The sequence below is a fragment of the Streptomyces sp. NPDC056231 genome (assembly GCF_048270745.1).
In the GTDB taxonomy this organism is placed as follows: domain Bacteria; phylum Actinomycetota; class Actinomycetes; order Streptomycetales; family Streptomycetaceae; genus Streptomyces.
This window is the reverse complement of sequence record NZ_JBLVKW010000076.1, coordinates 1-25997: the sequence shown is the minus strand read 5'-3', so window position 1 is coordinate 25997 and position 25997 is coordinate 1. Positions and strand designations below refer to the sequence as shown.

The following is a 25997-nucleotide window of genomic DNA, read 5'->3' as shown; positions in this document are numbered from 1 at the left end:
GGTGCCCGGGCCGCGGGGGGGGGGCCGCGGCGCCCGGGGGCCGCCCGGGTGGCGGGGGGCCCCCCGGCCCCCCCCCCCGCCCCCCCCACCCCTCGGCGAGGGCCGGCCGAGGTACGGGTGCTTCCCGACGTACATCGCGCTCCCCGTGGTCGACGCCTCCGCCCGCTCGGTCGGCGCCTGATCCGGTGCGGGGAGTTGTGGAACGTCGAGATCCAGATCATGCCGCTGCGACAGCCGTACCACGTCGGCGCGGACGGCCCGATGCAGCTCCTGGAGTCTCAGGACCACCAGTGGCTCGGCTACTCGGAGGGGCAGCAGACCGGGCAGCTGATCTCCGACCGTAAAGACGTCAGCCTGATGCAGATGCGCTATGCCAAGATGCGCTCACAGGCCCTGTCCCCCGCGGACTCGGCGGACCTGTTGACGCGGATGCGAGGAGCGCTATGAGCACCAGCGGCGAGCTGAACTGGTTCAAGAGCAGCTACAGCGGTTCCCAGGGCGACAGCTGCGTGGAGATCGCGTACCAGCCCGGTGCCGTGTACGTCCGGGACTCCAAGGAGAAGGAGGGGCCGCTGTTCGCCGTCCGCCTGGCAGCTTGGGTGAACTTTGTCGGTTACGTCACCCTTTGAATCGTCCGGCCTGCGCGACAAGGGCTCGCTCGAAACTCTTGTCGCGCGGGCTCATGCGTTGCACTGCTGCTCGAAACTTGTGCCGGACGGATTCTGCAGGACGGAGCCGTGCCGCAGTGCGGGGCGGCTGGGTAACGTGGGGGCGGTTGCAGGTCCATTGAGGTGAGGTCGTCCCGTCCATCATGCGTATGTTCTTCGAGCCCGACGACGAAGAGGAATTTGCCGCCGCCTGCGAGCAGCTTGCCCGCCGCGTCGCGGACTGGGGCTGCACTCAGGGCGGGGGCGAGGCAGACCCGATCGTCGTGGAGTCGGCACTCGAGTACCGGCACCGCGGGACCGCGGATGGCCGACTGGGTCTGTGGCAGGCGCGGCATGTGGAGGAGTTCCTGCTGGACTGGCTGCCGCGGACGCTGACCCGGTTGCCGGGCGAGCCTCTGGTGGACGCGCCGCGTGGGCTGCGCGCACTGCTGCGGTGCATGGACGCCATGGGCCTGGCGGACCCGCGCGGCGACGTCCTCGACGTGGTGGAGCGGGCTATTGATGCCGCCGCCGGAGAGTTCGAGGCGGCGATGGCGGACCGTACGCGCTGGGGATTGGCAAAGTTCTGGGCGACGACCGCCGCCGAGCAGGGCGTGGACGTCCGCGACCAGGCGGCGATGATGCGTTTCACCGAGCGTGTCCGGCGCGACGAGGTGCCGTACGACCGCGACGCCCTGGACGTGATCATGGCGCGGCACCGGCGCACCGGCCCGCCCGGATCCGAACGGGCCGAGCCCCAGCTGCCGGTTGTCCTGCCCGGCGAGGACGGGCTGCGGGCGCAGGCCGCCGAGGTGCCGCTGCTCCGGCAGCTGACGGGGCTCGCCGGCTGGGCGGGGCCGGAGGGGCGGCAACTGACCAAGACCGGCCGGCTGCTGATCGCCGACGCCAGGGAACTCGTCGCCACCCTGGAGACCGGGGACCGACCCGGCTCCCCGCGCACGAGCGCGGAGCTGCCCCGGCTGAATCTGATCTTCGAGTGGGCGAAGAAGGCCCGCCTGATCCGGGTGGCGAAAGGACGCGTGTACGCGGTCGCCAAGGCGCGCCCACTGCTCGCCGACCCGCTCGCGCTGTGGCAGCGCGCCTTCGAGACGGTCTTCGAGCTGCGCGAGCCCCTGCTGGGTGACGTGGACGGCTATCGGCGCACCTCGCTGCTGTACGACGTGTACGAGGACGTACTGCCCGACGTCCTCAACACCTTCTACAGTCTTCCATACCCGATTCCCTGGCCCCGGCTCCGGGACTCCGTCCACCTGGCCTACCGGATGAGCTTCGACCTCACGCAGGGGACGGCGGCCCAGCAGCGGGGCTGGCTGCTGTCAGCCGACCACGACCTGCGCCACGTCTTGGACGTCCTGGAGCGTCTCGGCGCGATCAGCCGCGAGCAGGGTATGGCCGACCCGGCCTTCCTGGCACTGCCCTCCCCCGAAACCACCCTCGGTCCCGCCCCGCAACTACCCGCCGGAATGCCGCCCGAATTCGCCGAGCTCCTCGGTGGCCTCCCCTCTGCCCCCGACCCGCAGGCCGACGCGAGCGCGAAGCGGCTGCGCTCAGAACTGGCCGACCGACCGGTGGAGTTGATCCGCCTCACCGACCTCGGTACGCATGCCGTACGGCAGCGCCTCCTCGCGGAGGGACGCAGCGCGCCGCTCGTCGGCGAACTCGCCCACGCCCCTGCCGCCGGGCTGCTCGGCGTACTGGCCGAGCACTACGACCCCGACAGCGCCCGCGCCGAACTCGCTGCCTGGACCACCGCCCACGGCGGTTGTGAAACCGCCCACGGTCAACTTCTGCAGGCGGTACGGCAGGCGCCGTTCCGCACACGCGCCGCCGCGCTGCTCGACACCCTGGCCACAGCGCTGCCCGGAGGAGACGGCGAGAAGCTGCTGGGCTCCCTGCGCGCCGACCCGGAACTGGCCCCGACCGCGCTCAGCGTCCTCACCGCCTGCGACATCCTCGCCCCCGACGAGCTGACCGAGGCGGAAGCGCATCTCATGGTCGCGGAGAGCCTGCTCCAACTGCTGGAGACCAATGGAGAGGACGCCTTCCTCGACGCCGTGCTGTCCGGCGGGCGGAGCCAGGCCGAGGACGTGATCCGGGCCGCCCTCACCTCAGGCCACCCGGACCACATCGGACTCGAGCAGCTCCGACGGTTCGCCCAGGGACCGCTGCGCGCCAAGTCCGCGCAGCTGGGACGGCTCAACGCGGCCCGCGCCCGTGGCCGCACCAAGCCCAAAGGCAGGCGCCGCCGCTGACCCACGTCGCCCCGAGCCCTGCGGTCCGCCCGGCCGCAGGCGCTCCTGCGAGTTCCTCCCTAGTACGCTGCGGGCCGTGAGCGAGTATCAGTACTACGAGTTCCTGGCCGTCGACCGCCCCTTGAGCGAGCAGGAGCTCGATCAAGTGCATGCGCTGTCCACCCGGGCCGAGATCACCCCCACGAGCTTCACCAATGAGTACCACTGGGGAGACTTCCGCGGCGATGCGACGAAGATGGTGGAGCAGCTCTACGACGCCCACCTCTACTACGCGAACTGGGGGAGCCGCCGCCTCGTCCTGCGCCTGCCCGACACCCTGCTGCGGGCCGAGACCGCCGCCCCGTACTGCGCCGAGGAGTCGCTGCGGGCCTGGACGCGCTCCGGGCATACTCTGTTGGACTTCTCCCTCTCCTCGGAGGACGGCGGAGAGTGGGACGTCGAGACCTCATACACGCTCTCGGCCTTCGTCAGCCTGCGCGCCGAGCTTGCCGCGGGCGACCTGCGAGCCCTGTACGTGGCCTGGCTCGCCGGACTGACCGTCTGGGAGCTGATGGACGACGACGAGGGGGAGTACGCCCGCGAACTCGAACCTCCCGTGCCCGCCGGACTGGCGACGCTGACCGGCCCGCAGCGGGCGCTGGCCGACTTCCTGCACGTGGACGGTGATCTGCTGGCTGTCGCCGCGGAGACCAGCGGGCCCGCGACCACGACGGCCGTGGACAAGAAGGCCCTGGCAGCCTGGATCGCCGCATTGCCGGCCGCCGAGAAGGACATGCTGCTCCTCAAGGCCGCGCTCGGCACCGCGCCACAGCCCGGCCTCCGCCTACTGGCCCGCTACCGCGACGCCACGATCCCCAGCCCCCGCAACGCGGGTGAACGCCGCACGGCTGCCCAACTCCTGGACGCCGCCAACCGCCACCGCACCGAACGCGAACGGCTTCGGAAGGAGGCCGAAGCGGCGATCCAACGAGCCCGGGCGTTGGAGATGAGCAAGGCCCGGGACGCACACCTGACCCGGCTTGCCCGGGACACCGAACAGGCATGGCGGGACGTCGACAACCTCATCGCACAGAAGAAGCCCGCCCAGTACGACATCGCCGTCACCCTGCTCAAGGACCTCCGCGAGATCCACGCCCGGGCCGGGACCAGCGCCGAATTCCACCAGCGCGCCGCCGGACTGCGCGAGACCCACAGGGGCAAGCCCGCCCTGATGCGCCGCTTCGACGATGCTGGACTCCTCAGCTCCTGACCGTCGCTCCGGCCGGCTGCCAGGACACGGGACCACGAGATCGGACCGGTAAGGGAACGATCCAGGGTGCTGTACTCCGTGGACAACCAGCAGCTGTGATGTTTTCGACGCCGGCGACGGTGGCCGCGTACCCCTCGATGGTGTTGGGTCCGGCGATTGCCCGGGCGGTGAGCCCTCGCCCTATGGGGCCCGTCGTGCCACGACCAGGCGGCACCTCGGGCTGCCGTCCGGTCGTCGGCCGAGCTCCTCCAGCGGCAGCAGCTCCACCTCGAAGCCCGTCTCGGTCAGGTCCTCCAGCACATCGGGGAGACGGAACGTTCGGTAGTACATGACGAAGCGCGGCCGCCACAGGGCGTTGCGCACACGCATTGTCGTATCGAAGCCCAGCAGGGCCCAGTACAGCGGGGAGCCCACCCGCGGCGGGGCGCCGATCGGGAAGGCAAAGCGGCCGCCCGGGCGGAGTGCCGCGTGCACCTGGGCGAACAGGCCGGGGCGTTCCTCGGGCAGGAAGTGGCCGAAGGCGCCGAAGCTGACCGCCAGGTCGAAGGCCGGCTGGAAGGGGAGGGCGAGGGCGTCGGCTCGTACCCAGTCCAGGGCCGGGCCGCCTGGCGGCGTGGGCGGGTGCGTGGAACGGCCCATGGCCAGCATGCCGGCGCTGAAGTCGACGCCCGTGACCCGTTCCCGGCAGAGGCGCCGCAGGACGTCCATCCCGGCGCCGGTGCCGCAGCAGAGGTCGAGGCCCCCATCGAAAGGACCGAGGCGGGTGAGGGCGTGCTCGACCGCCTTCAGGACGCGGTCCGGGGTACGGAACGGCGTGCGGTCGAACTTCTCGGAGAGCAGGTCGTATCCGCGCTCTGTGGAGGACAGCGCCTGAACCGCGAGTTCTTGGAGGGTGGGTCCCTGTGATGTGAACATCACCGCCCAGGGTAGCCAGTGGCCGGTGGTGCGGGTCACGTGCCGCCTCACGCGTCGTAGTCGGCGGGCGTTTCGGCTCCCAGCGCTGACGCCCGGCGGCTTCTGGGTGGACAAGACGCATCACCCGACGGTCACGGACGACTGGGTGAACTGACCGGATCGGTCCGCACCCGGACCTGATGCGGCCTGTCACCACCCCGGCCGAGCCGGACAGACTTCAGGACATGAACCGAGCACTGATCGTCATCGATGTCCAGGAATCCTTCCGCGCCCGCCCCCTGTGGGAGACCATCTCCGACCTGAAGATCGCCCACCAGGTGGGCCGCCTGGTCCGGCTCGCCCGCCAGGCCGGGGACCTGGTGGTGTGGGTGCTGCACAGTGAACCCGGCAGTGGCGACGTCTTCGACCCCGCTCTCGGCCACGTCCGGCTGATGGAGGAACTGGACCGCCAGGACGGCGAACCGATGCTCCACAAGACCTCGCACAACGCCTTCACCACCACCAGCCTGCAGCAACTCCTCACCCAGCGCGGCATCCAGGAGCTCACCGTCTGTGGCATCCGCACCGAGCAGTGCGTGGAGACCACCACCCGCGTCGCGAGCGACCTCGGCTACCGGGTCACCTTCGTCATCGACGCCACCGCGACCAACCCCATCCCGCACCGCGACGCCCCCGCCGACCTGAGCGTCGCCGACATGCTCGCCGACCCCCGCACCCTGAGCGCGGAGGAGATCATCGGGCGTACCGAGTACGCCCTCGCCGGACGCTTCGCCACCATCGCCACCGTCGAGCAGCTGGAGGCCGCGGCCGCGCCTAAGGCATGATGACCGGATCGTGAGCCACATTGCCTTCTTCCTGGTACCTGGAGTCCATCTGCTGGACCTGGCCGGCCCCGCACAGGTCTTCTCCACGGCCGCGGACTTCGGGCACCCGTACACCCTCAGCTACATCGCCGAGCAGCCGCAGGTCCCCACCGCCCAGGGCCTGCCGCTGGTCGCCCGGCTGGACTGGCCCGACCTCGGCCCCGACGACCTGATCGTCGTCCCCGGCTGGCGGGCGCTCACCCTGGCCGACAGCCCCGCCGTCGGGGACGCGGCCCTGCAGGCCCTCCGGGACCACCACGCCAGGGGCGGCACCGTCGCCAGCGTCTGCGCCGGAGCCGAGGCGCTCGGCCAGGCTGGGCTGCTCGACGGCCGCCGGTGCACCACCCACCACGACGTCCAGGACGAACTGGCCAGGCGCCACCCCGAGGCGGCGGTCGTCCGGGACGTCCTGTACACGGCGGACGACCGAGTGGTCACCTCGGCCGGTATCGCCAGCGGTATCGACCTGGCCCTGCACCTGATCGCCACCCATCACGGCCCCGCCGTCGCCGCGCAGGTGGCACGCGACATGGTCGTCTACGCCCGCCGCAACGGCCACGAACCGCAGGCCAGCGCGATGCTTCGGTACCGCTCCCACCTCGACGACACCGTGCACCGCGCCCAGGACCAGCTCGACGCCCGCTTCGATCAGCCACTGCCCCTGTCCGCCCTGGCCGCGACCGTGGGCGTCAGCGAACGCACCCTCACCCGTCTCTTCACCCGTGCAACCGGAGGCCTCACCCCACTTCGCTACCAGCAGACCCTCCGCCTCGAACGCGCCGAACACCTCATCAGCCACGGCGCCACGGTCGACGTGGCCGCCCGCTCGGTCGGTTTCGAGGACCCCCGTATGCTGCGCCGTCTACGGGCGCGCAAGGTCTGAGCCCGGGCGTCGGCGGTGACGTCCAGGACGAAGCGCTGGGCCGTTGACCTCACACGCCGCTCGTGCCCGGAAACCAGTCGCGGTCCGGGGCGAACTCCAGGCGTCGGCTGTGTCGATGACGACCGTGAGGGCTGGACCGTCGACGAGACGGTACGGCCGGCCAGGGAGTTGCAGCCGCGTGGCGTCGATCTGCTGGACGTCTCCAACGGCGGCAACGTACCGGGGCCCGCGTCACGACCGGGCCGGCAGACCAGGTTCCGTTCGCCGTCCGGGTACGTGAGGGGACTGCGCTTCAGGTCGCCGCCGACCCGCACGCCGGGGTCGACGACGTCGCGGCCGCCGCGCACCGTACCTGGGACCGGGAGCTGCGCTCCGTACGCATCGGCGGCTGTCCGACGCCGTCTTCCTCCCCCGAGTGGGGGAGTCGGCTTGGACCTTGCGCATGATTCGGCGGGGCGGTCCGCCGGACAGCATGGAGCCATGGTCACGTCTGGGACACCTGCCGCTGTCGCCGTCCATGAGAGCGCACCACCTGCCCGTTGGGTGGTCCGAGTCGCGCACATCGCGGCCCTCACCGCTGTACCCTCCGGGATTTGGCGGATCACCATGGGACTCGGCATCCCGGTGGGATTCGACACCAAGGGACTGCACGTCCCCGGCTGGTTCAGCATCATGTGCATCGCGATGAGCCTCGGCGTCGAAGGGCTCACACTGCTCACCCTCGGCCTGGTCAAGCCGTGGGGCGAGGTGGTACCGCGCTGGATCCCGCTCATCGGAGGGAAGCGCGTCGCGCCGCTGGCCGCCGTGATCCCGGCATCCCTCGGCGCGGCCGTCCTGATGCTGCTGACGATCCCCAACGCGCGGGGCTTCGGAGGGGCCCCGGGAGCTCCGACAGGACTGGCCCTTGCCGTGATGGATGCCTGCTACGCACCACTGCTGCTGTGGGGGCCGCTGCTCGGGATCGTCACGATCGCCTACTACCGGCGGCGGCTGAACTGAGCAGGCGCAGTCGACCTTGTTGCGGCCAACCCGCATCCCTTGCGCCCGCCAGGGATTACGGGACAGCCCTCAGACACGCAGGGGCACCTGCATCAGGCAGTCTGTCTGCAGTACGCCGAGCACGCCCGGTTGGGAGCTGCTGCGAGCTGCCGGGCTGTCGCAGGAGAGGACGCCTCAGCCGTGCGGCAAAGTACGATGGGTCTCGTACGATAAGGTGTCCGTTCGGAACGATGTCAGGGGAGTCACTGTGACCGCCACCAGCGCCGCCGCCTCGGACGGCGGCGCCCGTGTACTCGCCCACCCCGCCCGCGAGGAGATCCGTATCGAGGCGGTGCTCCACGCGCTGTCCGACCCGATGCGGCTGCGGGTGGTCCGTGAGCTGGCCGCCGCAGAGGACGAGCTCACCTGCTCCCGTATCGAACTGCCGGTGTCCAAGTCCACGACCACACACCACTTCCGGGTGCTGCGGGAGAGCGGCATCGTCAGCCAGACCTACCGGGGCACCGCCAAGATGAACGGGCTCCGCCGCGACGATCTGGACACGCTCTTCCCGGGGCTGCTCGACGCGATTCTCGCCGCCGCGAACCGGCAGGCGGACCGGCTCGGCGAAGACTGACACCATCCGGAGCGGTTCAGTGGCAGTCGCTGTGTGCGGCCTGCAGGAGCCCTGCCCAGTCCGGGATCTTCACCGGCCCTCGGCCGAGCGACTGCCCGAGGGCCGCCTCGGCCCGCTCGATCGACAGCCAGCCGTCCCATTCCACCGGCCGTAGCCCCCACGCCCGCAGCGCGGCGACCGGATCGGGGGCCGACGGCCGCCCCTCGAGCAGTGGCGCATCGTCCAGCAGCGACGCGACCGTCTCCTTCGCGCACGGCCGGTTCGAGCCGATCACGCCGGTCGGCCCCCGCTTGATCCACCCCGCGACATACTCCCCGGGTGACGGCACGCCGTCACGCAGCACCCGCCCCGCCAGGTGGGGCACGGTACCCCGGACCGGATCGAACGGCAGACCGGGCAGCGGCAGCCCCCGATAGCCGACGGCCCGCAGGACGAGCTGGGCGTCGATCTCCTCGTACGTACCGGTGTCCTGTACGCCTCCGCTGCCGTCCGGTGCGGTACGTGCGAACCGGACCCCGGCGACCCGCCCGTCCTGTTCGAGGAGCTCGACGGGACGCAGAAAGAACCGCAGGTGGATCGTGCGCATCGGGTCCGGCCCGGTGGCAGGGACACCGGCCTCGGCCCACCCGCGCAGCACCTCGATATTGCGCCGCACCACCGCCGGCAGCGGCACCGGTGAATCCGCCGGCGCCCCGACGGGGGCGTACACCGGATCGCGGGCCAGCTCCGCCCCGTCCACCATGACCCGCGTCCCCGGCAGCCCGCCCAGTTCGCGCAGCTCCTTGGTGGTGAACCTGGCCTGCGACGGTCCCCGCCTGCCTGCCATGTGCACCTCGCGCACCCGGCTGCCGGCCAGCGCGCCGAGCGCCGGGTGGGGCACATCGGTGGGCCGCAGTTCCTCCGCGCCGCGTGAGAGGATCCGCGCCACGTCGACCGCCACATTGCCGACCCCGATCACCACGGCCGAACGGGCCTGCAACGCAAAGCTGTTGGCAGCAGCATCGGGGTGTGCGCTGTACCAGGAGACGAACTCGGTCGCCGAGTGGCTGCCGGGCAGATCCTCGCCGGGAATGCCGAGACCGCGGTCCGTCGCCGCCCCGACGCAGTAGACCACCGCATGGTAGAGCTCGCTCAGCCGTTCGGGTGGCAGCCCGTCCTCGCCCACCTGGACATGGCCGAGAAAGGTGATCCGCTCGTGCTCCAGGACGGTCCGCAGACTGTTCTGCAGCGACTTGATCTTCTCGTGGTCGGGGGCGACGCCGTACCGCACGAGGCCGTACGGGCAGGGCAGCCGGTCCAGCACGTCCACCCGGACATCGGGCACCCGGGACTGCTCGACCAGAGACTGGGCGGTGTAGACCCCACTGGGTCCGGAGCCGACGACGGCGACACGGAGCACGGTGCACCTCTTCCCGGAAGGGTGACTCCAGCATCCCACCGGTCGGCGGAGCAGGGGAGAGGTGCGGCCGCACGGCGCGTCAGGAGGACAGGGCGCGCATCCGGTCGATCTCGACCGTCTGCTGGGCGATGACATCGTCCGCCATCTCTTCGACCTGAACGTTGTTGCCCTCCGAGAGGGCCTCGGTCGCCATCGTGATCGCTCCCTGGTGGTGGGTGATCATCAGCTGCAGGAACAGCTTGTCGAAGGCCTTTCCCTCGGCCGCCCGCAACTCCTTCAGCTGCGCCTCCGTCGCCATGCCGGGCATCCCGGCGTGGTCGTGACCGCCCGAGCGTTTCTCGCCGCCGTTGTGCGTGAGCCATCCCTCCATGGCGCCGATCTCCGGTTTCTGTGCCGCGGAGATGCGCTCGGCAAGTCGTTTGACCGAGGCGGACGAGGCACGGGACGGCACCAGGGCGGTCAACTCCAGTGCCTGGGCGTGGTGCTGGATCATCATCTGTATGTAGCGGAAATCGGCCGAGTTGGGGGTGTCCTTCCCGGCAGCCTTCACGGCTTCCTCGACGGACAGGGTCTGAGCGGGCTCTCCCGGCTTCCCCGGTGCCAGGACCGAAGGGCCGCCTCCTGCACGCGCTTTGGTCTCATGGCCGTCACCGCCCGCATCGCACGCGGCGAGGGAGAGTACGGCTGCCGCTACGGCAGCGACCACAGCAGATCTGTGCACATGAGCGACCTGACGGAAAATCAACAAGGCTTCCTCCACTGCCACATGAGGTCGTAGCGGATCATTTGGCGCACATCCGCCACCTCAGGGGTCGGTCACTTTCATTACGTTCCTGTTGCCATCTGTTGGGATACCCGTGAGAGGGACGATACTGCCGGGGTCAGTCAACCGTTCAACCACGCTTTGGTACAGGGGAGGACGCAGTGACTTCGTTGCACACCACCCAAGTGCGGCGCAGACGTCTGGGTGTGGCGGCAGCCGCAGTCGGACTCTTCGCCACTCTGCTGACGGCCGGACCGGCGGCCGCAATGCCCGACCCCGGTGATTCACCCGCCACCCGCACCGGTCTCTCCGCAAGCCAGGAGGCTGCCGCCACGGCCGCCATCGAGGACGGCGAGGTACCCGGTGTGGACGAGATCGTCCACAGCGACAACATCACCCACCTGGCCAACGTCCCGAAGGGCGCACTCAAGGGTCTCAACACGGACCTGGCCTTCCAGGGGAAGTACGCATTCGCCGGAAATTACGACGGCTTCCGGATCTACGACATCAGCAACCCGAGTTCCCCGCAGACCGTCACCGAGGTGCTCTGCCCCGGATCCCAGAACGACATCTCGGTCTCCGGGAACCTGCTGTTCCTGTCCACCGACTCCTCGCGCAACGACAACTCGTGCAACAGCACCACCCAGCCCGCCACGGAGAAGTCCTCCTGGGAGGGCATGAAGATCTTCGACATCAGCGACAAGCGCAACCCGAAGTACGTCGCCGCCGTCGAGACCGCCTGCGGCTCGCACACCCACACGCTGGTTCCGGACGGCAGCAACGTATACATATACGTCTCCTCGTACTCGCCGAGCGAGGCGTTCCCGGACTGCCAGCCGCCGCACGACGGGATCTCCATCATCAAGGTGCCGCGCAAGGCGCCCGAGAAGGCCGCGGTCGTGAACTTCCCGGTGCTCTTCCCGGACGGCGGCAACCCGGGCGCGCCCACCAACCCCGGGGTCTCGAAGACGAGCGGCTGCCACGACATCACGGTGCTGCCGTCGAAGGACCTGGCCGCCGGTGCCTGCATGGGGGACGGCCTGCTGTTCTCCATCAAGGACCCGGAGCACCCGAAGATCATCGACCAGGTTCAGGACAATGTGAACTTCGCGTTCTGGCACTCGGCGACGTTCAACCAGAAGGCGGACAAGGTCGTCTTCACCGATGAGCTCGGCGGAGGTGGCGCGGCCACCTGCAACAAGGAGATCGGGCCGAAGCGCGGCGCCGACGGCATCTACGACATCGTCGGCAAGGGAGACCACCGCAAGCTTGTCTTCCGCAGCTACTTCAAGATCGACCGCCCGCAGGCTGCCACCGAGGTCTGCGTCGCCCACAACGGTTCGCTCATCCCGGTCAAGGGCCGCGACGTGATGGTCCAGGCCTGGTACCAGGGCGGAGTCTCGGTATGGGACTTCACCGACTCCTCGGCGCCCAAGGAGATCGCGTTCTTCGAGCGCGGTCCCATCAACCTGAACGCCGTCACCACGGCCGGCCCCTGGTCGACGTACTACTACAACGGATACATCTACTCCAACGACATCGCCAAGGGCTTCGATGTTCTGAGGCTCGACGACCGGCGGACCGACCCGGCGAAGCGCGTGCGGATGCCGGAGCTCAATGTGCAGACGCAGCCGGACTACTTCGAGAACTGACCTGGCTGTGCGGCTATCGCCGGACCCGTGCGTTCACGGCGCGTTCCCGCCGGGCGGATCCTCGCCCGGCGGGAAACGGCGAGCAGTCGCAGCCTGGCGCGGTGCACGGCCTCATGGCCCGATGAGCCGGGCGGGCACATGCTGAACCTGCGTTGACCGGTTCATGCCGTCCCTCGTCAACGCGGCCCCCGACCGATGCCCGACGGGCCAGGTCGACCGGGGTGGCTGCCTGGTTCCGGCGGCGCAGGGCATCGCCGGGATCGGCCGTTCCTGCGCGGCTTCGTACCGGTGGGCCCGGCCACCCGGCCACTCGACCCAGCCGAGGCTGTCGAGAATCCGCTCTGAATCGTCGAGCCCGGCAGCCTCCAGGAAAACGATCACATCGTGATCCGAGCGGGCGAGCCCCAGGATCTGGACCCGGCCGTCACGCTGCATGGTGCCTCGTCCCCCGCCGGAGGGGGACGGCCGGAAATCACGATCGGGGGAGAAGCCAGGCCTCCGGAGGGCGCCGCACGGGCCGGACGGGGAGCGGCATGCCGCCCCGTACCGCTTACGCGGCAGACCTCGCGCTGCCGCCGGTCACCGCGGCCCACTCCACAAGGAGTCGCTGGTACTCCTCCTCGTCGTCCGGGGAGAGGCATCCGCCGGAGCGCTGCCACAGGTCGCGAATCTCTTCATTCACCACTGCGGCGGAGCGCACGGAATCGGATGAGCGGGGAGAACGGGACATGCCACCAGGCTAAGGCCACGGTGTGACAATCGGACCCATTGGGCGTCAGGGACATCACTCACATGTCCCTCCGCGGGATCACGGAATGAGCCCGAGCGCCCGTAGCCCGCCCGGCCGTTCCTCCACCGGCAGATGGTCGACGAAGCGCACGTCACACCCCAGCGCGGCCGCTCCGCCATCCGCGTGTCGATCGTCACCCACCATCACCACATCCTTCGGATCCTGGCCGATAAGTGTGCAGGCGGTGTGAAAAAGCTGTGGGTCCGGCTTCTGGATTCCGTGCTCGTACGACAGGACATAGGCGTCGACCAGGGCGTCGAGACCATGAGCACGGAAGATCGGCCGCAGGTCCCAGCCGACGTTGCTGACCACGCAGACCCGGGTCCCGGCGGCACGCAGCGCCCCCAGCACCTCCGCCGCGTCCGGGTACGGCTGCCACGCCGCAGGCGACATGTGCCGGTTGTAGAGCGCCTCGTACAGCCCCGGATCCGGCAGGGCGACCTGGCGGGCCAGTCCCATGTACGCCTCACGGTGCCGTTCCGTACTCTCGTCGCGCGTGGCCCACGCCGCGGCAAGCCGGTCGGGAACGCGCTGTGGATTCGGGCCGCCCGGCAGCGCCCCGGCTGCCGTCAGGTCCGCCACGTACCGCTCGAAGTCGGCATCGGCCACGGTTATGCTCCGCTCGGCGAGGACCGCCGAAAGCCACGACCGGACTGGTTCGATACGGAAGAGGGTCCCGGAGAAGTCGAAGAGCACACCCTTGATCATCATGGGTTCGATCCTCGCGCGTTCAGGAGCGGTGCGGCAAGGCCGCCCGTTCCCGTCCCTCGTACCGGGCGAACACGGCGATCGAGAACGCGACCACCGCCGCACCCAGCAGCCAGCCCCCCAGTACATCGGTCATCCAGTGCACCCCCAGATAGAGCCGGGTCACCCCCACACCGATCACCGATACCCACGCCACCGCGAGCGCGGCGTGCCATACCTGCCGCCGGACGCCGTGCCGGTGCAGCAGCCACAGCAGCAGACCACAGCTCACCACCGCCGTCATGGCGTGACCGGACGGGAACGCCGCGTAGTGGGCCGAGTCCACCGGGTGCGGCCACTGAGGGCGCTCCCGGCCGACCGCGGACTTCAGCCCCTGCTGCAGCAGGGTGGCGAACAGGCTCGTCGCCGCCACCCACCCCGCGAGCATCCGGGCACCGCGCCACCACAGCCACACCACGGCGACCGCGATCAGGGTGCGCATCGTCCAGGGGTCCCACACCCAGTCGGTCAGGATCCGGTTGATGTGCACGAGGCCCGGCTCCGCCACCGCCCGCCGGTGCAGCGTGTCGGCGACCGTACGGTCCAGCGACATCAGCGGGGACCAGTGCAGGGCGACCAGGATCAGCAGCACCAGGGCGAGGGATCCGCACACGATGCCGGCTCCCGGAGCAGGTGAGCGCTCCGGCGGGGAGAGGGGCGGGGACGGGGCTGGGGAGTGCATGGGGTGATCCTTGCGGACGGGCCACGACACCGGCTATCCCAGCGCGCTGAGTCCCGGCACGAAGGCCACCAGAAGCGGGACCGCCGGTACCAGGGCGGCCGCCGCGGTCAGCCGCAGCCGCCGCCCCGCGGTGAGCCGCTCGACAGGAGACAGCAGCCGGTTCACGCGCAGTGGCAGTTCCGCGTCCGGTGTCGGGCAGGGGCCGAACACGCCCCGGTCCTCGTTGAGTTCGACCAGGGCGAGAGCGATCGTCAGCCGCCCGAAGCGCCGTGACGCCACATCGTCCGCTGCCAGTTCGACGAGCCGGTGCATCTCGTCGCGGAAAGCGGCGAACACCGGTACCTGCGGGAACCCGTTCGCCAGCGCTGCGGAGCAGTGCAGCAGCCAGTCGTGCCGCGCCTGCGCGTGCCCCTGTTCATGGGCCAGCACAGCATCCAGCTGACGGCCTTTCAGTCGTCCAAGTGCCGCAGTGGTGATGACCAGTTGAGGAGCCGATCCGGGCAGCCACCAGGCATCGGGGCGCTCACCCTCCAGCACCATGAGCCGGCCGTTTCCGGGCTCCTCGCCGGGCATCAACGGGGAACGGACCAGCAGTTCGGCCCGGCGCAGCCTGCGCCGCACCTGCGCCCGGCGGATCTCCCGCGTCAGCATGGCCGCGCTCCAGATACCACCCAGTGCCAGCAGAACGGCCATGACGGCGGACCACGGCCCGTACGCGCCCAGCGCGTACGCCTCCACCACGGAGTGAGGTGCGTGTGCGAACACCTGCCCGCGCACTGCCTGCCAGGCGGCGGCCGCGCTGAACGTCATGGAGAGTCCGAAGGACAGCAGTACCCCGGCCACCACGCACTGCCACACCCACAACGCCACCACGGGTTCGCGCTCGGGCCATTCGGCCCGTGCCATCAGCCGCGGGGTCACGACGGCGGCCAGCGCACCGAGCAGCAGCAGCACGAGGGAGACCAACATGGCGTCAGCCTATGAGCGGCACGGTACCCGCGGGTATGGCTGCGCTCGGCAAGTGATGTACGCCACGATTGACTGCACCCGCTGTCTCACAGTGTGAGCAGCATCGCGAACATGGCGATCCCCATCGTCAGCCGGCAGGCAAGTGCCAGCTCCGGCCGGACGCCCCAGCCGCCTCCCGTCGGCCCGTCGGCGGGACCCGCTCCGGCGACCGGAATCAGTCGCGTCCCGGACCGCAGCACATAGGCCGCGTAATAGACCAGCAGCATCCCCGTCAGCAGCGGCACTCCACCGGGGACCTGCGCCATCTGATGTCCGCGGTGCACACTCTGCACACCGCCCGCACCGTGCGAGGCCGTGCCGCTGCCCGGCGCCATCACCAACGCCATGTAGACCATCGCCAGTGAGCCGATCAGATGGTGCAGATGGTGCCCATTGCGGCGGGCGAACCAGAGGGCGCGCAACGCAGCCCCGCCGAACAGCACCACGTACACAGCCCATCCCCACGCGGGCGGCGGGAAGACCGCGGCGGGCGCCGCCATCGCGGCCATGCCGAAGCCCATGACCGCCTCGGCGCGCGCCGTTCTGCGCTCCTCCTCCGTCCCGCTGCGCATCCGCAGCAGGCAGTACGCGCCCGTGAATCCGCATAACGTCATCAGCAGCCAGCCGGACATCGCCGGTCCGTGCACAGTGCACCTCCCCAGGGCGTACGACGTCGGTGTCGACTAGTCGATGCCCCGGCCCGGCAGGTCGTACGCGGCGCACTGATGTACGAGGGGAGCGCGTCGAGGAATTCCGCAGAAGGGCGTGGCCAGTTGTGCGCCGTCGCGGGTCACTGCCCTCAGGGCCGATAGCGCAGCGGATGGTCCTCCGGCACTTCGACGACGGCGATCCGCAGCCCGTCCGGATCGGAGATCCACATCTCCACGAGCCCCCACGGCTCGCGCACCGGCTGCCGTTCCACCTCGACGCCCCGGGTCGACAGTTCCTCGTACGCCGCCCGGACGTCCGCGACCTGCAGCCACAGCCGCAGCCCGGGCGAGGGCGGCGCGACGGAGCGCCCGGAGACCTCCAGGAAGCCGCCGCCCAGGAAGTACACCGTCCCGCGCTCGGGGCCGGTGCCGAACTCCCGGTACACCGGCAGCCCGAGGGACTCTCCGTAGAACATCCGTGACCGCTCGGGGTCGGTAGGGCTCAACAGGACCCGGCTGCTCAGCACATGCACCATGGTCGAGACATTAGGCGCGGACCAGCGGGTTAGTCTGCTGCGGCACGGCCCACCAGAGAACGGAGAGGCTCACCATGGACACTGCCCCGCCCCGCGACTCGGGACAGCTGACCTTCCGCGACGCGGCGGACGCCGATGTGCCCGCGCTCGTGACGCTGATCCAATCGGCGTACCGGGGCGACTCGAGCCGCGCGGGGTGGACCACCGAGGCCGACATCCTGCAGGGGCAGCGGACCGACCCCGACGGGGTTCGCGCGGTGGTCGAGACCCCCGGCAGCCGGCTGCTCGTGGTGGAGCGGGACAGCGAGCTGATCGCCTGCTGTCAGCTCGAACACCGCGGGGAAGCCGCCTACTTCGGGATGTTCGCGGTCCGCCCGGAGCTGCAGGGCGGTGGCCTCGGCAAGCTGATCATCGCCGAGGCCGAACGCACCGTCCAGGAGAGCTGGGGCGCCACCGAGATGCACATGACCGTGATCTCGGTACGTGAGGAACTGATCGCCTGGTACGAGCGCCGCGGCTACCGCCGTACGGGAGAGCTGAGCCCGTTCCCCTACGGCGACGAGCGCTTCGGCGTCCCGCAGCGCGACGATCTCGCCTTCGAACTGCTGATCAAGGACCTGAAGGAGGGCTGAGGGCTGTCCCGTCATCCCCGCAGGATCAGCGCGCGGCGTCGGATGCGGTGCATCGCAAGGCGGAGGGGCGTCCTCATACTGGGCGTATTCGGGCGTTCCGGCAACGCGGCGAGGTGCCGTAGCCGTCGTCGTGTGCCCGCCAGGGATTACGGGACAGCCCTGAGGGCGTAGACGACGCCTGGCGGTCGGGACTTTCGAAACACGCCCTGGCCCCAACGCCGTTCAGTTGGGCGCGGGCGCCAGCCCTCCCCCAGCTACGCGGTGAAGCGGCCGGCGCGGCGGATCTCCGGGAAGTCGGTGGTCGCGCCGTCCAGCCCCAGAGCGCGTACCAGACGCAGATGATCCTGGGTGTTCACCACCCAGCCGATGACCTTCACTCCCTCGGCGTGCGCCTGCTCGACGACCTCCAGGGTGAGGCGGCGGATGTTCAGTGCGAGCGTCGCCGCGCCCACCGCCTTCGCCCGGTCCACCACATCGCTCTTCCACCGGCTGGCGATGAGCACGGTCCGTACCCCGGGCACCAGTTGAGCGATCTCGGCGACCGCCTCGTCGTGGAACGAGGACACCTCGACCCGGTCGACGAGATCGCGCCGCCGCATCACCTCGGCCAGTGCCCGGGCTGCGGCCGCATCCTTGATCTCCGCCTGCAAGGGGGAGCGCACGGCATCGAGCACCTCCTCGAAGACGGGCACCCGTTCGCCCTGCCCGGCATCGAGTTCCCGCAGCTCGGCCAGGGTCTTCTCGGCGATCGAGCCGGTGCCGTCGGTCGTCCGGTCCACGTCGGCGTCGTGCATGACGGCGAGTGCGCCGTCCTTGCTCAGATGAAGGTCCAGTTCGATGGCGTCCATGCCGGCCTGCTCGGCGTGCACGAACGACCGCAGGGTGTTCTCCGGCTCGACACCCATCACCCCGCGATGACCGATGGTGAGAAAAGTCAAGGCACTCTCGCTTCCGTCGACGGCGTATCCCCGCGTGCTGTTCCTGCCCACGCGGCACTTCGGCACTCGGCTTACGGCAACTCGGCAGCCTAGTGGCCCGGACCCGGGAGGGAGCCGGTCACGCGCGGGTGAGTGGCGCCGTGTCCCCGGACAGGTGGGAGGGGGCGGATGACATCCGTCTTGCCGGTGGCGCCGGGACCCGGCGACCTGTGTCACTCGTACGGGGGTGCGCCGCGCGCGGCCTGAACGCCCCAGTCGGCGGTTCGGTAACGCTCGGAACCGACGGAAGGAGTCGCGCAATCGGAATGTGACAGGAAGAATCGCGGTGACTGTGGGGGGTCAACAGGATAATTTCCTGATGCTCACTTGTCTCGAAGAACCACACATGGATACGGTTGCTTGACGCGAGGTTCTCCCGTGGAGGAAGTGTGATGACGGAAATTCTTGTGCACGACGCCGAGGTCGGCGCGATAGCTACTGCCCAGCGGGTGGTTGAGCAGCCTGCCTGGCCTGCGCTCAGGGATGCCGTGGAGGAGATCCGGCCCTGGCAGTCGAAGGACGGTTCGATCGATTTCGACGCCGACGGCGCCCCCTCACCTGACACCGTCCTGGCGACGCTGGAACGTGTGATCGCCGCGATCGAAGAGCTTTCCCCGTTGCTCCCGCACGATGCCGCGTACCACCGCGCTCTCGTCATGGACCTGCGCCGTTGGGCGGCGGACGGCTTCGGTGTGCCGGACTTCCTGGACTCGCTGCTCGCCTTCCAGCCCGCCAAGAACCGCACGGACGGTCTGCAGCACCTGGTCGTCTTCGCGATGTACACGCAGAACGGCAACCCGGACCGCAATCTCGAAGCGGTCGTCCTGCGGATGGTCTGGCCCGAATGGCTCGCCGAGCTCGAAGCCACCCGCTACGACAACCCGCTCTTCTGCGGTATCACCTTCGAGGGCTTCACCTCCGGTTACGACACCAATTCCGCGGTGCTCTTCCCGGAGACGATCGCCGTGCGCGAGGCCCCCGAGCGATTCAGCTGGGGCGGCATCTTCTGTGACCGTGAGGCCGCCCGCTTCCGCCGCGTCACCGAGGCCTCCGTCGAGCTTCTCGGCGTGGAGCTGCCCGAGGACATCCGCGGGATGGTCGGCGACCAGCAGCGCTGCGAGCAGGCATTTGTGCTCTGGGACATGGTCCACGACCGCACCCACAGCCACGGTGACCTGCCGTTCGACCCGTTCATGATCAAGCAGCGCCAGCCGTTCTGGATGTACGGACTGGAGGAGCTGCGCTGCGACCTCACCGCCTTCAAGGAGGCCGTGAAGCTGGAGGCCGACGGCTTCGCGCAGGGCCGTGACGTGCAGTACGCCGTGCTGTTCGACCGCATGTTCCGCTTCCCGGTCACCGGCGAGCGGGTCCGCAACTACGACGGTCTCGGCGGCCAGCTGCTCTTCGCATACCTCCACAAGCACGATGTGATCCGCTGGACCGACAACACCCTGAAGATCGACTGGGACCGGGCCCCGCAGGTCACCAATCAGCTCTGCGGTGAGATCGAGAAGCTCTACCGCGACGGCATCGACCGGCCCAAGCTGGTCCACTGGTTCGCCGCGTACGACCTGGTCTCGACCTACCTGGCCCCGCACCCCGGCTCCGTCTGGGCCAAGGGTCCGGACGCCCTGGACCTCTCGCAGCCGCCCCGCAAGCTCGTGGACGACGTGCTTCCGGACGAGTTTCCGCTGAGCATGTTCTATGAGGCGCTCGCCAAGAAGCTGAAGAATGTGATTGCCTCCACCAAGGGGATCACCGCGGCGGACGTCGAGCAGGCAGCCGCGTGAGCGCTCGTTCCAAGGAGGCAGTGGCCATGAACGCAAACGGCAAGGGCAATGGGAACAGCGCGTTGGAAGGCGCGGTGATCGCCGTTGCCGGAGCCGCCGGACCGGCGGGCCGGGCGACGCTGCTCAGGCTCGCCGAGGCTGGTGCGATCGTCGTCGCCTCGGACGCGGACGCCACCCGCCTGGCGGAGGCTGTCGACGCCGCACGGTACGCCCACGGCGGCGCCACCGTCACCGGCGACACCGTCGATCTGCTCGACCTCGCCGCCGCCCGGGAATGGGCGGACAAGACCGAGAAGGAGTTCGGCCGGATCGACGGTCTCGTCCACCTGGTGGGCGGCTGGCGCGGTAGCGCCACCTTCGCCGAGACCGACCTCGCCGACTGGGATCTCCTGGAGAAGCTGCTGATCCGCACGGTTCAGCACACCTCGCTGGCCTTCCAGGAAGGGCTCCAGCGCAGCGACCGCGGCCGCTACCTGCTGATCAGCGCGGCCGGGGCGAGCAAGCCCACCGCGGGCAACGCCGCCTACGCCGCGTCGAAGGCGGCCGCCGAGGCCTGGACCCTCGCGCTCGCCGACGCCTTCCGCAAGGCGGGGGGCGAGGAAGGGCCGAAGACAGCGGCTGCGATCCTGATCGTCAAGGCACTGGTGCACGACGCGATGCGCGCCGAGCGCCCGAATGCGAAGTTCGCGGGCTTCACCGACGTCAAGGAACTGGCCGAGGCCATCGCCGGCGTCTGGTCCAAGCCCGCCTCCGAAGTGAACGGAAAGCGTCTGTGGCTGACCCCGCAACCATAAGGACCGACGCGCGACGTCACCACGATCCGCAGATACGCGGTTTCGCCAGTGACAACTACGCGGGCGCCCACCCGGAGATCCTCGCGGCCATCGCCCTCGCCAACGGCGGTCACCAGATCGCCTACGGCGAGGACGACTACACCGAGAACCTCCAGCAGATCGTCAAGGGGCACTTCGGCCCCACCGCCGAGGCGTTCCCTGTCTTCAACGGCACCGGGGCGAATGTCGTCTCGCTGCAGGCGATGACCGACCGCTGGGGCGCGGTCATCTGCGCCGAGTCCGCGCACATCAACGTGGACGAGGGCGGCGCCCCGGAGCGCGTGGGCGGCCTCAAGCTGCTCACCGTGCCGACCCCGGACGGCAAGCTCACTCCCGAGCTCATCGACCGGCAGGCATACGGCTGGGACGACGAGCACCGCGCCATGCCCCAGGTCGTGTCGATCACTCAGAACACCGAGCTCGGCACCGTCTACACACCCGATGAGATCCGTGCCATCTGCGAGCACTCCCACGAGCGCGGCATGAAGGTTCACCTCGACGGGGCGCGGATCGCCAACGCCGCGGCGTCGCTGGACGTCCCTGTGCGTACCTTCACCAGCGAGGCCGGCGTCGACGTCCTCTCGTTCGGCGGCACCAAGAACGGTGCGCTCTTCGGTGAGGCCGTCGTCGTCCTGAACCCCGATGCCGTGCGGGCCATGAAGCATCTGCGCAAGCTGTCGATGCAGCTCGCATCGAAGATGCGCTTCGTGTCGGTGCAGCTGGAGGCACTGCTCGCCGGTGACCTGTGGCTGCGCAACGCCCGGCATGCCAACGCCATGGCCCAGCGGCTCGCGGAGGGTGTTCGGGCGGTGGACGGCGTCGAGATCCTCTACCCGGTCCAGGCCAACGCCGTCTTCGCGCGTCTGCCGCACGACGTGAGCGAGCGGCTCCAGAAGCGCTTCCGTTTCTACTTCTGGGACGAGGCCGCCGGCGATGTGCGCTGGATGTGCTCCTTCGACACCACGGAGGACGACGTGGACGCGTTCGTCCTCGCGCTGAAGGAAGAGATCGCCAAGTAGCACCACGCTGCGCATGAATATGCGACTGGTCGGAAAGTCATTGCTTTCCGGCCAGTCGCTTCCGTACGCTCTGCATGCATGGAGCTGACCCAGCAATCCCCGGATATGGTCGCCTATCTCGCCGCCGATGCGGCCATCGACCATGAGCATCCGTGCGTGCGGCAGACCGTCGAACGCCTTCGCGTCGGCACCACCGATGCATACTCATACGCGCGCGCGGCCTATGAGTTCGTCCGGGACGCCATTCCGCACTCCGTCGACTCGGGTGATCTCAGGGTCACCTGGCGCGCCTCGGACGTCCTCGCCACCCGTAACGGCATCTGTCATTCCAAGTCCCATGCGCTGGCGGCCCTGCTGCGCGCGGCAGGCATCCCGACAGCCCTCTGCTACCAGGGCTTCGAAGACGAGAACGGGAATCCGGACTTCCTGCACGGGCTGATCGCCGTGCGCCTGCCGGGCCGTGACTGCTGGGACCGCCAGGACCCGCGCGGCAACAGCCGGGGCGTCGACGCCCAGTTCTCGGTCGGCGAGGAGCGGCTGGCCTGGCCCGTCGGGCCGGAGTCCAATGGAGTGGACTATCCAGTACTCTATGCGGCACCGCATCCGGCGGTTCTCCGCGCTCTGCAGACTGCCGAAGACCGCACGCACCTGTGGCGCACGCTCCCGACCGCGCTCTGACCCGTCCCGAGACAAGGCAGCAGATGACCCTGACGCTCACCGTATCCGACGACGTACGCACCCTCGCGCCCGGCTTCACCCATCTCGCCGTCGAGGCGCGCGGGCTGGTCAACGGGCCGAGCAATGAGGACAGTTCGGCCCTGCTGGACGATGCCGCCCGACGGCTCGTCGAACGACTCGACGGCAGGGCCCCGCACGAGGACCCCCACGTCGCCGCCTGGCGGGACGTGTACGCCGCCTTCGGCGCCAAGCCGTCCCGCACCCGCAACTCCGCCGAGGCGCTCGCCAAGCGCGCCCTCACCGAGGCCGGGCTGCCGCGGATCAATCTGCTGGTCGATGCGTACAACGCGATCAGCGTCGCCCATCTGATCCCGGTCGGCGGTGAGGACACCGACCGCATCAAGGGTGCGATGCGCCTCGTACGCGCCACGGGCCGGGAACCCTTCCTCACGGTCGCGGGAGGCGAGGAGGGTGTGGAGCACCCGGAGCCCGGCGAAGTCGTCTGGTGCGACGACGAGGGCATCACCTGCCGCCGCTGGAACTGGCGGCAGGGCGTACGCACCCGGCTCACCGAGGAGTCGGTCAACGCCGTGTTCCTCCTGGAGAGCCTCACCCCGATGACGATCCGCGAGCTCGAAGCCGCAGGCGCCGAACTCGTCGAGTCGCTGGAGAAGCTGAGCCCCGGAGCGCGGATTACCGTCCGCACCCCGGAGTGACGTTTCAGCTGTGGTGGTGAACGGGCCAGGTCAGCTGGTCCCGCGCAGCTCGGCGGGCGTCGGAGCCGTACCGCCGAGATGCGCCGGCACCCACCAGGTGTCGCTCGCGTCCCTCGGCCGCACCGGGTAGGCGCGCTGCGCCGCTTCGAGGAGCTCCTGCACGCCTTCTCGCAGGCGCCGGGTGATCGCACCCGCGTACTGGTCGGTGGGGGCCTCCACCGGCGCACCCACCCGGATCGTCACCGGGATGTGGCTGCGCTTGAGGTTGCGCGGCCGTCCCTTGGTCCAGATCCGCTGTGTGCCCCACAGGGCCATCGGGATCAGCGGTACGCCGGCCTCCTGGGCCAGCCGGGCCGCGCCCGACTTGAAGCTCTTCAGCGTGAACGACTGCGAAATGGTCGCCTCGGGGAAGACGCCGATGATCTCGCCGGAGCGCAGCGAGGCGAGCGCGTGCGCATACGCGTTCTCTCCCTGCTTCCGGTCGACCGGGATGTGCTTCATGCCGCGCATCAGCGGGCCGGAGACCTTGTGCCGGAAGACCGATTCCTTCGCCATGAAGCGGACCAGCCGCTTCTGCGGCAGCGCCGCGAGCCCGGTGAAGATGAAGTCGAGATAGCTGATGTGGTTGCTGACCAGTACCGCACCGCCGGTCTTCGGGATGTGCTCCGAACCCTGAGTGTCGATCTTCAGGTCCAGCGCCTTGAACATGGTGCGAGCGGCGCCGATGACCGGCCGATAGACGAGTTCTGCCATCTGGAGAAGACCCTTCTTCAGCGCCTGAGGAGGGTTCTCCCGGCGGAAGTTACGCAGCCGTAGGTTTGCGGCATTGCGCCGATCGTGCCCCATGTCCGTCGCGGTGGCCAGTCTCGGCGGGCGCGGGGCGCGAGATTCTCGTCACGTGGGGCCGGCGGGAATGACTCGGTGACCGACGGTGCTGACCCTTTTCGAGGGGCTCTGACGGGAGGCGGACGGTGGACGGGCAGACACATGCGAACAGGCTGGATGCGGCCCAACTCGGCGTGGAATTGGGGGAGCGGGCGACTCTCGTGCAGTTTTCCAGCGCCTTCTGCCAGCCCTGCCGGGCCACCCGCCGCACCCTCGGTGAGGTGGCCGCAATGGTCGACGGCGTCGCGCATGTCGAAATCGACGCCGAGGCGCATCTCACTCTGGTGCGCGAGCTCGACATCAGCCGCACGCCGACGGTGCTGGTTCTCGACGCGACCGGCCGGATCGTCCGCCGAGCGGCCGGGCAGCCCCGCACCGTCGACGTTGTCGCCGCGCTGGGGCACGCGATGTGACAGACCGTGATGCATCTCCCACATTGCGGAACCCTCTTGACTGTACCGACCACGCATCGTCAGTCTGACGCTATGCCGCCGGAACTCCTTCTCTACGGCCGGGTCCACGTGGACCTCGCCCGCAGCGCGAGTGCGCGCTGTCCGGGCGCCTGAGCACCCACGCCCCGTATGCCTCCCTCGCAGAAGGACATCTCCATGACGGCTTCGCCCGAGCTCTCCAGCGCCCGCACGGCCTCCCCCGACCTCCTGCGCTCCGTCTTCCGGCAGCACGCCGCTGGTGTCGCGGTGATCACCGCCGCCGGTGACCGGCCGGTCGGCTTCACCGCGACCTCCCTCAACTCCGTCGCCGCCGAGCCGCCGCTCATCTCCTTCGGCGTGGGGACCTCGTCCTCCAGTTGGCCCGTCATGGCGGAGGCCGAGCACATCGGCGTCCACATACTGGGCGAGCACCAGCAGGAGCTGGCCGCCACATTTGCGCGCAGCGGCGCCGACCGGTTCGGTCCGTCCACCTATTGGCGCAGCGGGCCGGAAGGTGTCCCAGTGCTCGATGGAGTGCTTGCGTGGCTGGTCTGCCGCGTGGTGGCGCGCATCCCGGCGGGGGACCATCGGATCGTGATCGCGGAGGCCGTCGTCGGCGATCCGGCCGGGGGCGGCCGCCCGCTTCTCTACCATCAGGGTCGTTTCACGGCGTTGCGGGACTGAGAGTTCCCACGTGGCGCATGGGTGCCGGGCGTCGGCTAGGTCACAGGGCAAAGCGCTTGCCTATCGGTAACGTACTGGGTGTACTGACGAGTAATATTTCGCTCGGAGCATCGGTCGCCCCGACCGGAATCCGCCCCATCAGGCGCCTATGCTGCGTGCATCAAGGCAGCCCAGAAATGACGATGCAGTAGGAGAGCCGGCGTGAGCTTGAGGATCGTTGTCTGTGTGAAGTATGTGCCCGACGCCACTGGTGACCGGCACTTCGCGGATGATCTGACGCTGGACCGTGAGGATGTCGACGGTCTGTTGTCGGAGCTGGACGAGTACGCGGTGGAGCAGGCGCTGCAGATCGCTGATGAGGCGGATGACGCGGAGATCACTGTGGTGACGGTGGGTCCGGAGGATGCCAAGGACGCGTTGCGCAAGGCGCTGTCGATGGGTGCGGACAAGGCTGTTCATGTCGAGGACGACGATCTGCACGGTACGGATGTGATCGGTACGTCGCTGGTGCTGGCGAAGGCGGTCGAGAAGACGGGTTACGACCTGGTGATCTGTGGCATGGCGTCGACGGACGGTGCGATGGGTGTGCTGCCGGCGGTGCTGGCGGAGCGGTTGGGTGTTCCGCAGGTCACGCTGCTGTCCGAGGTGAAGGTCGAGGGCGGCACGGTGACCGGGCGTCG

General features: G+C 69.4%; 31 protein-coding genes. 19 read left to right on the top strand and 12 right to left on the bottom strand.

Annotation, left to right across the window (positions count from 1 at the left end; genetic code table 11):
• Positions 1 to 195: 195 nt before the first annotated feature.
• The 4 genes from ACNPQM_RS35775 (at position 196) to ACNPQM_RS35760 (ending at position 4169) form a co-directional block, all read left to right on the top strand.
• A complete protein-coding gene (locus ACNPQM_RS35775) occupies positions 196 to 447 on the top strand; it encodes a Scr1 family TA system antitoxin-like transcriptional regulator (protein ID WP_418087227.1) in 252 nt (83 codons plus the stop codon).
• Entirely contained in the window at positions 444 to 629 is a 186-nt protein-coding gene (locus ACNPQM_RS35770; protein ID WP_418087226.1) for a DUF397 domain-containing protein, read from the top strand. Before ACNPQM_RS35775 ends, ACNPQM_RS35770 begins: the two co-directional genes overlap by 4 nt.
• A 188-nt stretch (positions 630 to 817) precedes the next feature.
• Positions 818 to 2920 (top strand): hypothetical protein, encoded by a 2103-nt coding sequence (locus tag ACNPQM_RS35765; RefSeq protein ID WP_418087225.1) that lies wholly within the window; start codon positions 818 to 820, stop codon positions 2918 to 2920.
• A gap of 76 nt (positions 2921 to 2996) precedes the next feature.
• Positions 2997 to 4169 (top strand): hypothetical protein, encoded by a 1173-nt coding sequence (locus ACNPQM_RS35760; protein WP_418087224.1) that lies wholly within the window; start codon positions 2997 to 2999, stop codon positions 4167 to 4169.
• 180 nt (positions 4170 to 4349) lie between these two features.
• Here ACNPQM_RS35760 and ACNPQM_RS35755 read toward each other — a convergent pair whose 3' ends face one another.
• Positions 4350 to 5084 carry a class I SAM-dependent methyltransferase gene (locus tag ACNPQM_RS35755; protein WP_418087223.1) on the bottom strand — a complete coding sequence of 245 codons (735 nt, stop codon included), beginning with the start codon at positions 5082 to 5084 and terminating at the stop codon, positions 4350 to 4352.
• A 224-nt stretch (positions 5085 to 5308) separates the two neighbouring features.
• Between ACNPQM_RS35755 and ACNPQM_RS35750 the strand changes: the two genes are divergently transcribed.
• From ACNPQM_RS35750 to ACNPQM_RS35735, 4 genes are all read left to right on the top strand, one after another.
• Positions 5309 to 5908, top strand: coding sequence for a cysteine hydrolase family protein (locus ACNPQM_RS35750; RefSeq protein WP_418087222.1), 600 nt, complete (start codon positions 5309 to 5311; stop codon positions 5906 to 5908).
• 10 nt (positions 5909 to 5918) lie between these two features.
• Positions 5919 to 6830 (top strand): GlxA family transcriptional regulator, encoded by a 912-nt coding sequence (locus tag ACNPQM_RS35745; protein ID WP_418087221.1) that lies wholly within the window; start codon positions 5919 to 5921, stop codon positions 6828 to 6830.
• 480 nt (positions 6831 to 7310) lie between these two features.
• Positions 7311 to 7829 carry a hypothetical protein gene (locus ACNPQM_RS35740; protein WP_418087220.1) on the top strand — a complete coding sequence of 173 codons (519 nt, stop codon included), beginning with the start codon at positions 7311 to 7313 and terminating at the stop codon, positions 7827 to 7829.
• Between the two features lie 247 nt (positions 7830 to 8076).
• Entirely contained in the window at positions 8077 to 8445 is a 369-nt protein-coding gene (locus ACNPQM_RS35735; RefSeq protein WP_358860630.1) for an ArsR/SmtB family transcription factor, read from the top strand.
• A gap of 16 nt (positions 8446 to 8461) precedes the next feature.
• Here the strand turns inward: ACNPQM_RS35735 and ACNPQM_RS35730 are convergent, their stop codons facing one another.
• Positions 8462 to 9844 carry an FAD-dependent oxidoreductase gene (locus ACNPQM_RS35730; RefSeq protein WP_358860611.1) on the bottom strand — a complete coding sequence of 461 codons (1383 nt, stop codon included), beginning with the start codon at positions 9842 to 9844 and terminating at the stop codon, positions 8462 to 8464.
• Positions 9845 to 9923: 79 nt separating this feature from the next.
• On the bottom strand, positions 9924 to 10592 hold the full coding sequence (locus tag ACNPQM_RS35725; RefSeq protein ID WP_418087219.1) for a DUF305 domain-containing protein: 669 nt from the start codon (positions 10590 to 10592) through the stop codon (positions 9924 to 9926).
• A gap of 176 nt (positions 10593 to 10768) precedes the next feature.
• On the opposite strand from ACNPQM_RS35725, the gene ACNPQM_RS35720 reads away from it, so the two are divergent.
• On the top strand, positions 10769 to 12259 hold the full coding sequence (locus tag ACNPQM_RS35720; RefSeq protein WP_366693659.1) for an LVIVD repeat-containing protein: 1491 nt from the start codon (positions 10769 to 10771) through the stop codon (positions 12257 to 12259).
• A gap of 111 nt (positions 12260 to 12370) precedes the next feature.
• Here ACNPQM_RS35720 and ACNPQM_RS35715 read toward each other — a convergent pair whose 3' ends face one another.
• The 7 genes from ACNPQM_RS35715 to ACNPQM_RS35685 all read right to left on the bottom strand — a co-directional run bounded on the left by ACNPQM_RS35715 (position 12371) and on the right by ACNPQM_RS35685 (position 16672).
• Positions 12371 to 12694 carry a hypothetical protein gene (locus ACNPQM_RS35715; RefSeq protein ID WP_418087218.1) on the bottom strand — a complete coding sequence of 108 codons (324 nt, stop codon included), beginning with the start codon at positions 12692 to 12694 and terminating at the stop codon, positions 12371 to 12373.
• Between the two features lie 115 nt (positions 12695 to 12809).
• Positions 12810 to 12989: a hypothetical protein gene (locus ACNPQM_RS35710; RefSeq protein ID WP_358860614.1), complete on the bottom strand. Its 180-nt coding sequence runs from the start codon at positions 12987 to 12989 to the stop codon at positions 12810 to 12812.
• Between the two features lie 78 nt (positions 12990 to 13067).
• Positions 13068 to 13760 (bottom strand): HAD family hydrolase, encoded by a 693-nt coding sequence (locus ACNPQM_RS35705; RefSeq protein WP_358860615.1) that lies wholly within the window; start codon positions 13758 to 13760, stop codon positions 13068 to 13070.
• Between the two features lie 19 nt (positions 13761 to 13779).
• Complete coding sequence (locus ACNPQM_RS35700; RefSeq protein ID WP_418087217.1) at positions 13780 to 14478, bottom strand: phosphatase PAP2 family protein; 699 nt, start codon at positions 14476 to 14478, stop codon at positions 13780 to 13782.
• Positions 14479 to 14511: 33 nt separating this feature from the next.
• Positions 14512 to 15447, bottom strand: coding sequence for a M56 family metallopeptidase (locus ACNPQM_RS35695; RefSeq protein WP_418087216.1), 936 nt, complete (start codon positions 15445 to 15447; stop codon positions 14512 to 14514).
• Between the two features lie 86 nt (positions 15448 to 15533).
• The gene (locus tag ACNPQM_RS35690; protein WP_418087215.1) at positions 15534 to 16133 is read right to left on the bottom strand and encodes a DUF5134 domain-containing protein; all 600 of its coding nucleotides are present in this window, start codon (positions 16131 to 16133) and stop codon (positions 15534 to 15536) included.
• Between the two features lie 152 nt (positions 16134 to 16285).
• A complete protein-coding gene (locus ACNPQM_RS35685; RefSeq protein WP_418087214.1) occupies positions 16286 to 16672 on the bottom strand; it encodes a VOC family protein in 387 nt (128 codons plus the stop codon).
• 74 nt (positions 16673 to 16746) lie between these two features.
• Here ACNPQM_RS35685 and ACNPQM_RS35680 point away from each other — a divergent pair, with 74 nt between their 5' ends.
• A complete protein-coding gene (locus ACNPQM_RS35680; protein ID WP_418087213.1) occupies positions 16747 to 17304 on the top strand; it encodes a GNAT family N-acetyltransferase in 558 nt (185 codons plus the stop codon).
• A gap of 254 nt (positions 17305 to 17558) precedes the next feature.
• On the opposite strand, the gene ACNPQM_RS35675 is transcribed toward ACNPQM_RS35680, so the two are convergent.
• Positions 17559 to 18209: a glycerophosphodiester phosphodiesterase gene (locus ACNPQM_RS35675; protein WP_418087236.1), complete on the bottom strand. Its 651-nt coding sequence runs from the start codon at positions 18207 to 18209 to the stop codon at positions 17559 to 17561.
• A 464-nt stretch (positions 18210 to 18673) separates the two neighbouring features.
• Here ACNPQM_RS35675 and ACNPQM_RS35670 point away from each other — a divergent pair, with 464 nt between their 5' ends.
• The 5 genes from ACNPQM_RS35670 to ACNPQM_RS35650 all read left to right on the top strand — a co-directional run bounded on the left by ACNPQM_RS35670 (position 18674) and on the right by ACNPQM_RS35650 (position 23317).
• On the top strand, positions 18674 to 20071 hold the full coding sequence (locus ACNPQM_RS35670; RefSeq protein WP_358860621.1) for a DUF6421 family protein: 1398 nt from the start codon (positions 18674 to 18676) through the stop codon (positions 20069 to 20071).
• A gap of 26 nt (positions 20072 to 20097) precedes the next feature.
• On the top strand, positions 20098 to 20865 hold the full coding sequence (locus ACNPQM_RS35665) for an SDR family NAD(P)-dependent oxidoreductase (protein WP_358860622.1): 768 nt from the start codon (positions 20098 to 20100) through the stop codon (positions 20863 to 20865).
• On the top strand, positions 20862 to 21923 hold the full coding sequence (locus ACNPQM_RS35660) for a threonine aldolase family protein (RefSeq protein WP_418087235.1): 1062 nt from the start codon (positions 20862 to 20864) through the stop codon (positions 21921 to 21923). The genes ACNPQM_RS35665 and ACNPQM_RS35660 overlap by 4 nt, the downstream gene beginning before the upstream one ends.
• Positions 21924 to 22001: 78 nt before the next feature.
• Positions 22002 to 22601, top strand: a complete 600-nt coding sequence (locus tag ACNPQM_RS35655) for a transglutaminase domain-containing protein (RefSeq protein ID WP_418087212.1) — start codon at positions 22002 to 22004, stop codon at positions 22599 to 22601.
• A 23-nt stretch (positions 22602 to 22624) separates the two neighbouring features.
• A complete protein-coding gene (locus tag ACNPQM_RS35650) occupies positions 22625 to 23317 on the top strand; it encodes a B3/4 domain-containing protein (protein WP_418087211.1) in 693 nt (230 codons plus the stop codon).
• A 30-nt stretch (positions 23318 to 23347) separates the two neighbouring features.
• Here the strand turns inward: ACNPQM_RS35650 and ACNPQM_RS35645 are convergent, their stop codons facing one another.
• Positions 23348 to 24070: a lysophospholipid acyltransferase family protein gene (locus tag ACNPQM_RS35645; protein ID WP_358860624.1), complete on the bottom strand. Its 723-nt coding sequence runs from the start codon at positions 24068 to 24070 to the stop codon at positions 23348 to 23350.
• A gap of 218 nt (positions 24071 to 24288) precedes the next feature.
• On the opposite strand from ACNPQM_RS35645, the gene ACNPQM_RS35640 reads away from it, so the two are divergent.
• The 4 genes from ACNPQM_RS35640 to ACNPQM_RS35625 all read left to right on the top strand — a co-directional run.
• A complete protein-coding gene (locus ACNPQM_RS35640) occupies positions 24289 to 24615 on the top strand; it encodes a TlpA family protein disulfide reductase (RefSeq protein ID WP_358860625.1) in 327 nt (108 codons plus the stop codon).
• Between the two features lie 9 nt (positions 24616 to 24624).
• Positions 24625 to 24768 (top strand): putative leader peptide, encoded by a 144-nt coding sequence (locus tag ACNPQM_RS35635; protein WP_418087210.1) that lies wholly within the window; start codon positions 24625 to 24627, stop codon positions 24766 to 24768.
• Positions 24769 to 24810: 42 nt separating this feature from the next.
• The gene (locus ACNPQM_RS35630; protein WP_358860626.1) at positions 24811 to 25317 is read left to right on the top strand and encodes a flavin reductase family protein; all 507 of its coding nucleotides are present in this window, start codon (positions 24811 to 24813) and stop codon (positions 25315 to 25317) included.
• Positions 25318 to 25518: 201 nt separating this feature from the next.
• The coding region (locus ACNPQM_RS35625; RefSeq protein WP_418087209.1) for an electron transfer flavoprotein subunit beta/FixA family protein at positions 25519 to 25997 on the top strand (479 nt) is incomplete at its 3' end.

Bases quoted from the DNA above. Each gene is read 5' to 3' on its own strand.
- ACNPQM_RS35770 (WP_418087226.1), top strand. From the start codon at position 444: ATGAGCACCAGCGGCGAGCTGAACTGGTTCAAGAGCAGCTACAGCGGT.
- ACNPQM_RS35765 (WP_418087225.1), top strand. From the start codon at position 818: ATGTTCTTCGAGCCCGACGACGAAGAGGAATTTGCCGCCGCCTGCGAG.
- ACNPQM_RS35755 (WP_418087223.1), bottom strand. From the start codon at position 5,084: ATGTTCACATCACAGGGACCCACCCTCCAAGAACTCGCGGTTCAGGCG.
- ACNPQM_RS35750 (WP_418087222.1), top strand. From the start codon at position 5,309: ATGAACCGAGCACTGATCGTCATCGATGTCCAGGAATCCTTCCGCGCC.
- ACNPQM_RS35740 (WP_418087220.1), top strand. From the start codon at position 7,311: ATGGTCACGTCTGGGACACCTGCCGCTGTCGCCGTCCATGAGAGCGCA.
- ACNPQM_RS35715 (WP_418087218.1), bottom strand. From the start codon at position 12,694: ATGCAGCGTGACGGCCGGGTCCAGATCCTGGGGCTCGCCCGCTCGGAT.
- ACNPQM_RS35710 (WP_358860614.1), bottom strand. From the start codon at position 12,989: ATGTCCCGTTCTCCCCGCTCATCCGATTCCGTGCGCTCCGCCGCAGTG.
- ACNPQM_RS35705 (WP_358860615.1), bottom strand. From the start codon at position 13,760: ATGATGATCAAGGGTGTGCTCTTCGACTTCTCCGGGACCCTCTTCCGT.
- ACNPQM_RS35700 (WP_418087217.1), bottom strand. From the start codon at position 14,478: ATGCACTCCCCAGCCCCGTCCCCGCCCCTCTCCCCGCCGGAGCGCTCA.
- ACNPQM_RS35695 (WP_418087216.1), bottom strand. From the start codon at position 15,447: ATGTTGGTCTCCCTCGTGCTGCTGCTGCTCGGTGCGCTGGCCGCCGTC.
- ACNPQM_RS35685 (WP_418087214.1), bottom strand. From the start codon at position 16,672: ATGGTGCATGTGCTGAGCAGCCGGGTCCTGTTGAGCCCTACCGACCCC.
- ACNPQM_RS35680 (WP_418087213.1), top strand. From the start codon at position 16,747: ATGGACACTGCCCCGCCCCGCGACTCGGGACAGCTGACCTTCCGCGAC.
- ACNPQM_RS35675 (WP_418087236.1), bottom strand. From the start codon at position 18,209: ATGGGTGTCGAGCCGGAGAACACCCTGCGGTCGTTCGTGCACGCCGAG.
- ACNPQM_RS35670 (WP_358860621.1), top strand. From the start codon at position 18,674: ATGACGGAAATTCTTGTGCACGACGCCGAGGTCGGCGCGATAGCTACT.
- ACNPQM_RS35665 (WP_358860622.1), top strand. From the start codon at position 20,098: ATGAACGCAAACGGCAAGGGCAATGGGAACAGCGCGTTGGAAGGCGCG.
- ACNPQM_RS35655 (WP_418087212.1), top strand. From the start codon at position 22,002: ATGGAGCTGACCCAGCAATCCCCGGATATGGTCGCCTATCTCGCCGCC.
- ACNPQM_RS35650 (WP_418087211.1), top strand. From the start codon at position 22,625: ATGACCCTGACGCTCACCGTATCCGACGACGTACGCACCCTCGCGCCC.
- ACNPQM_RS35645 (WP_358860624.1), bottom strand. From the start codon at position 24,070: ATGGCAGAACTCGTCTATCGGCCGGTCATCGGCGCCGCTCGCACCATG.
- ACNPQM_RS35635 (WP_418087210.1), top strand. From the start codon at position 24,625: ATGCATCTCCCACATTGCGGAACCCTCTTGACTGTACCGACCACGCAT.
- ACNPQM_RS35630 (WP_358860626.1), top strand. From the start codon at position 24,811: ATGACGGCTTCGCCCGAGCTCTCCAGCGCCCGCACGGCCTCCCCCGAC.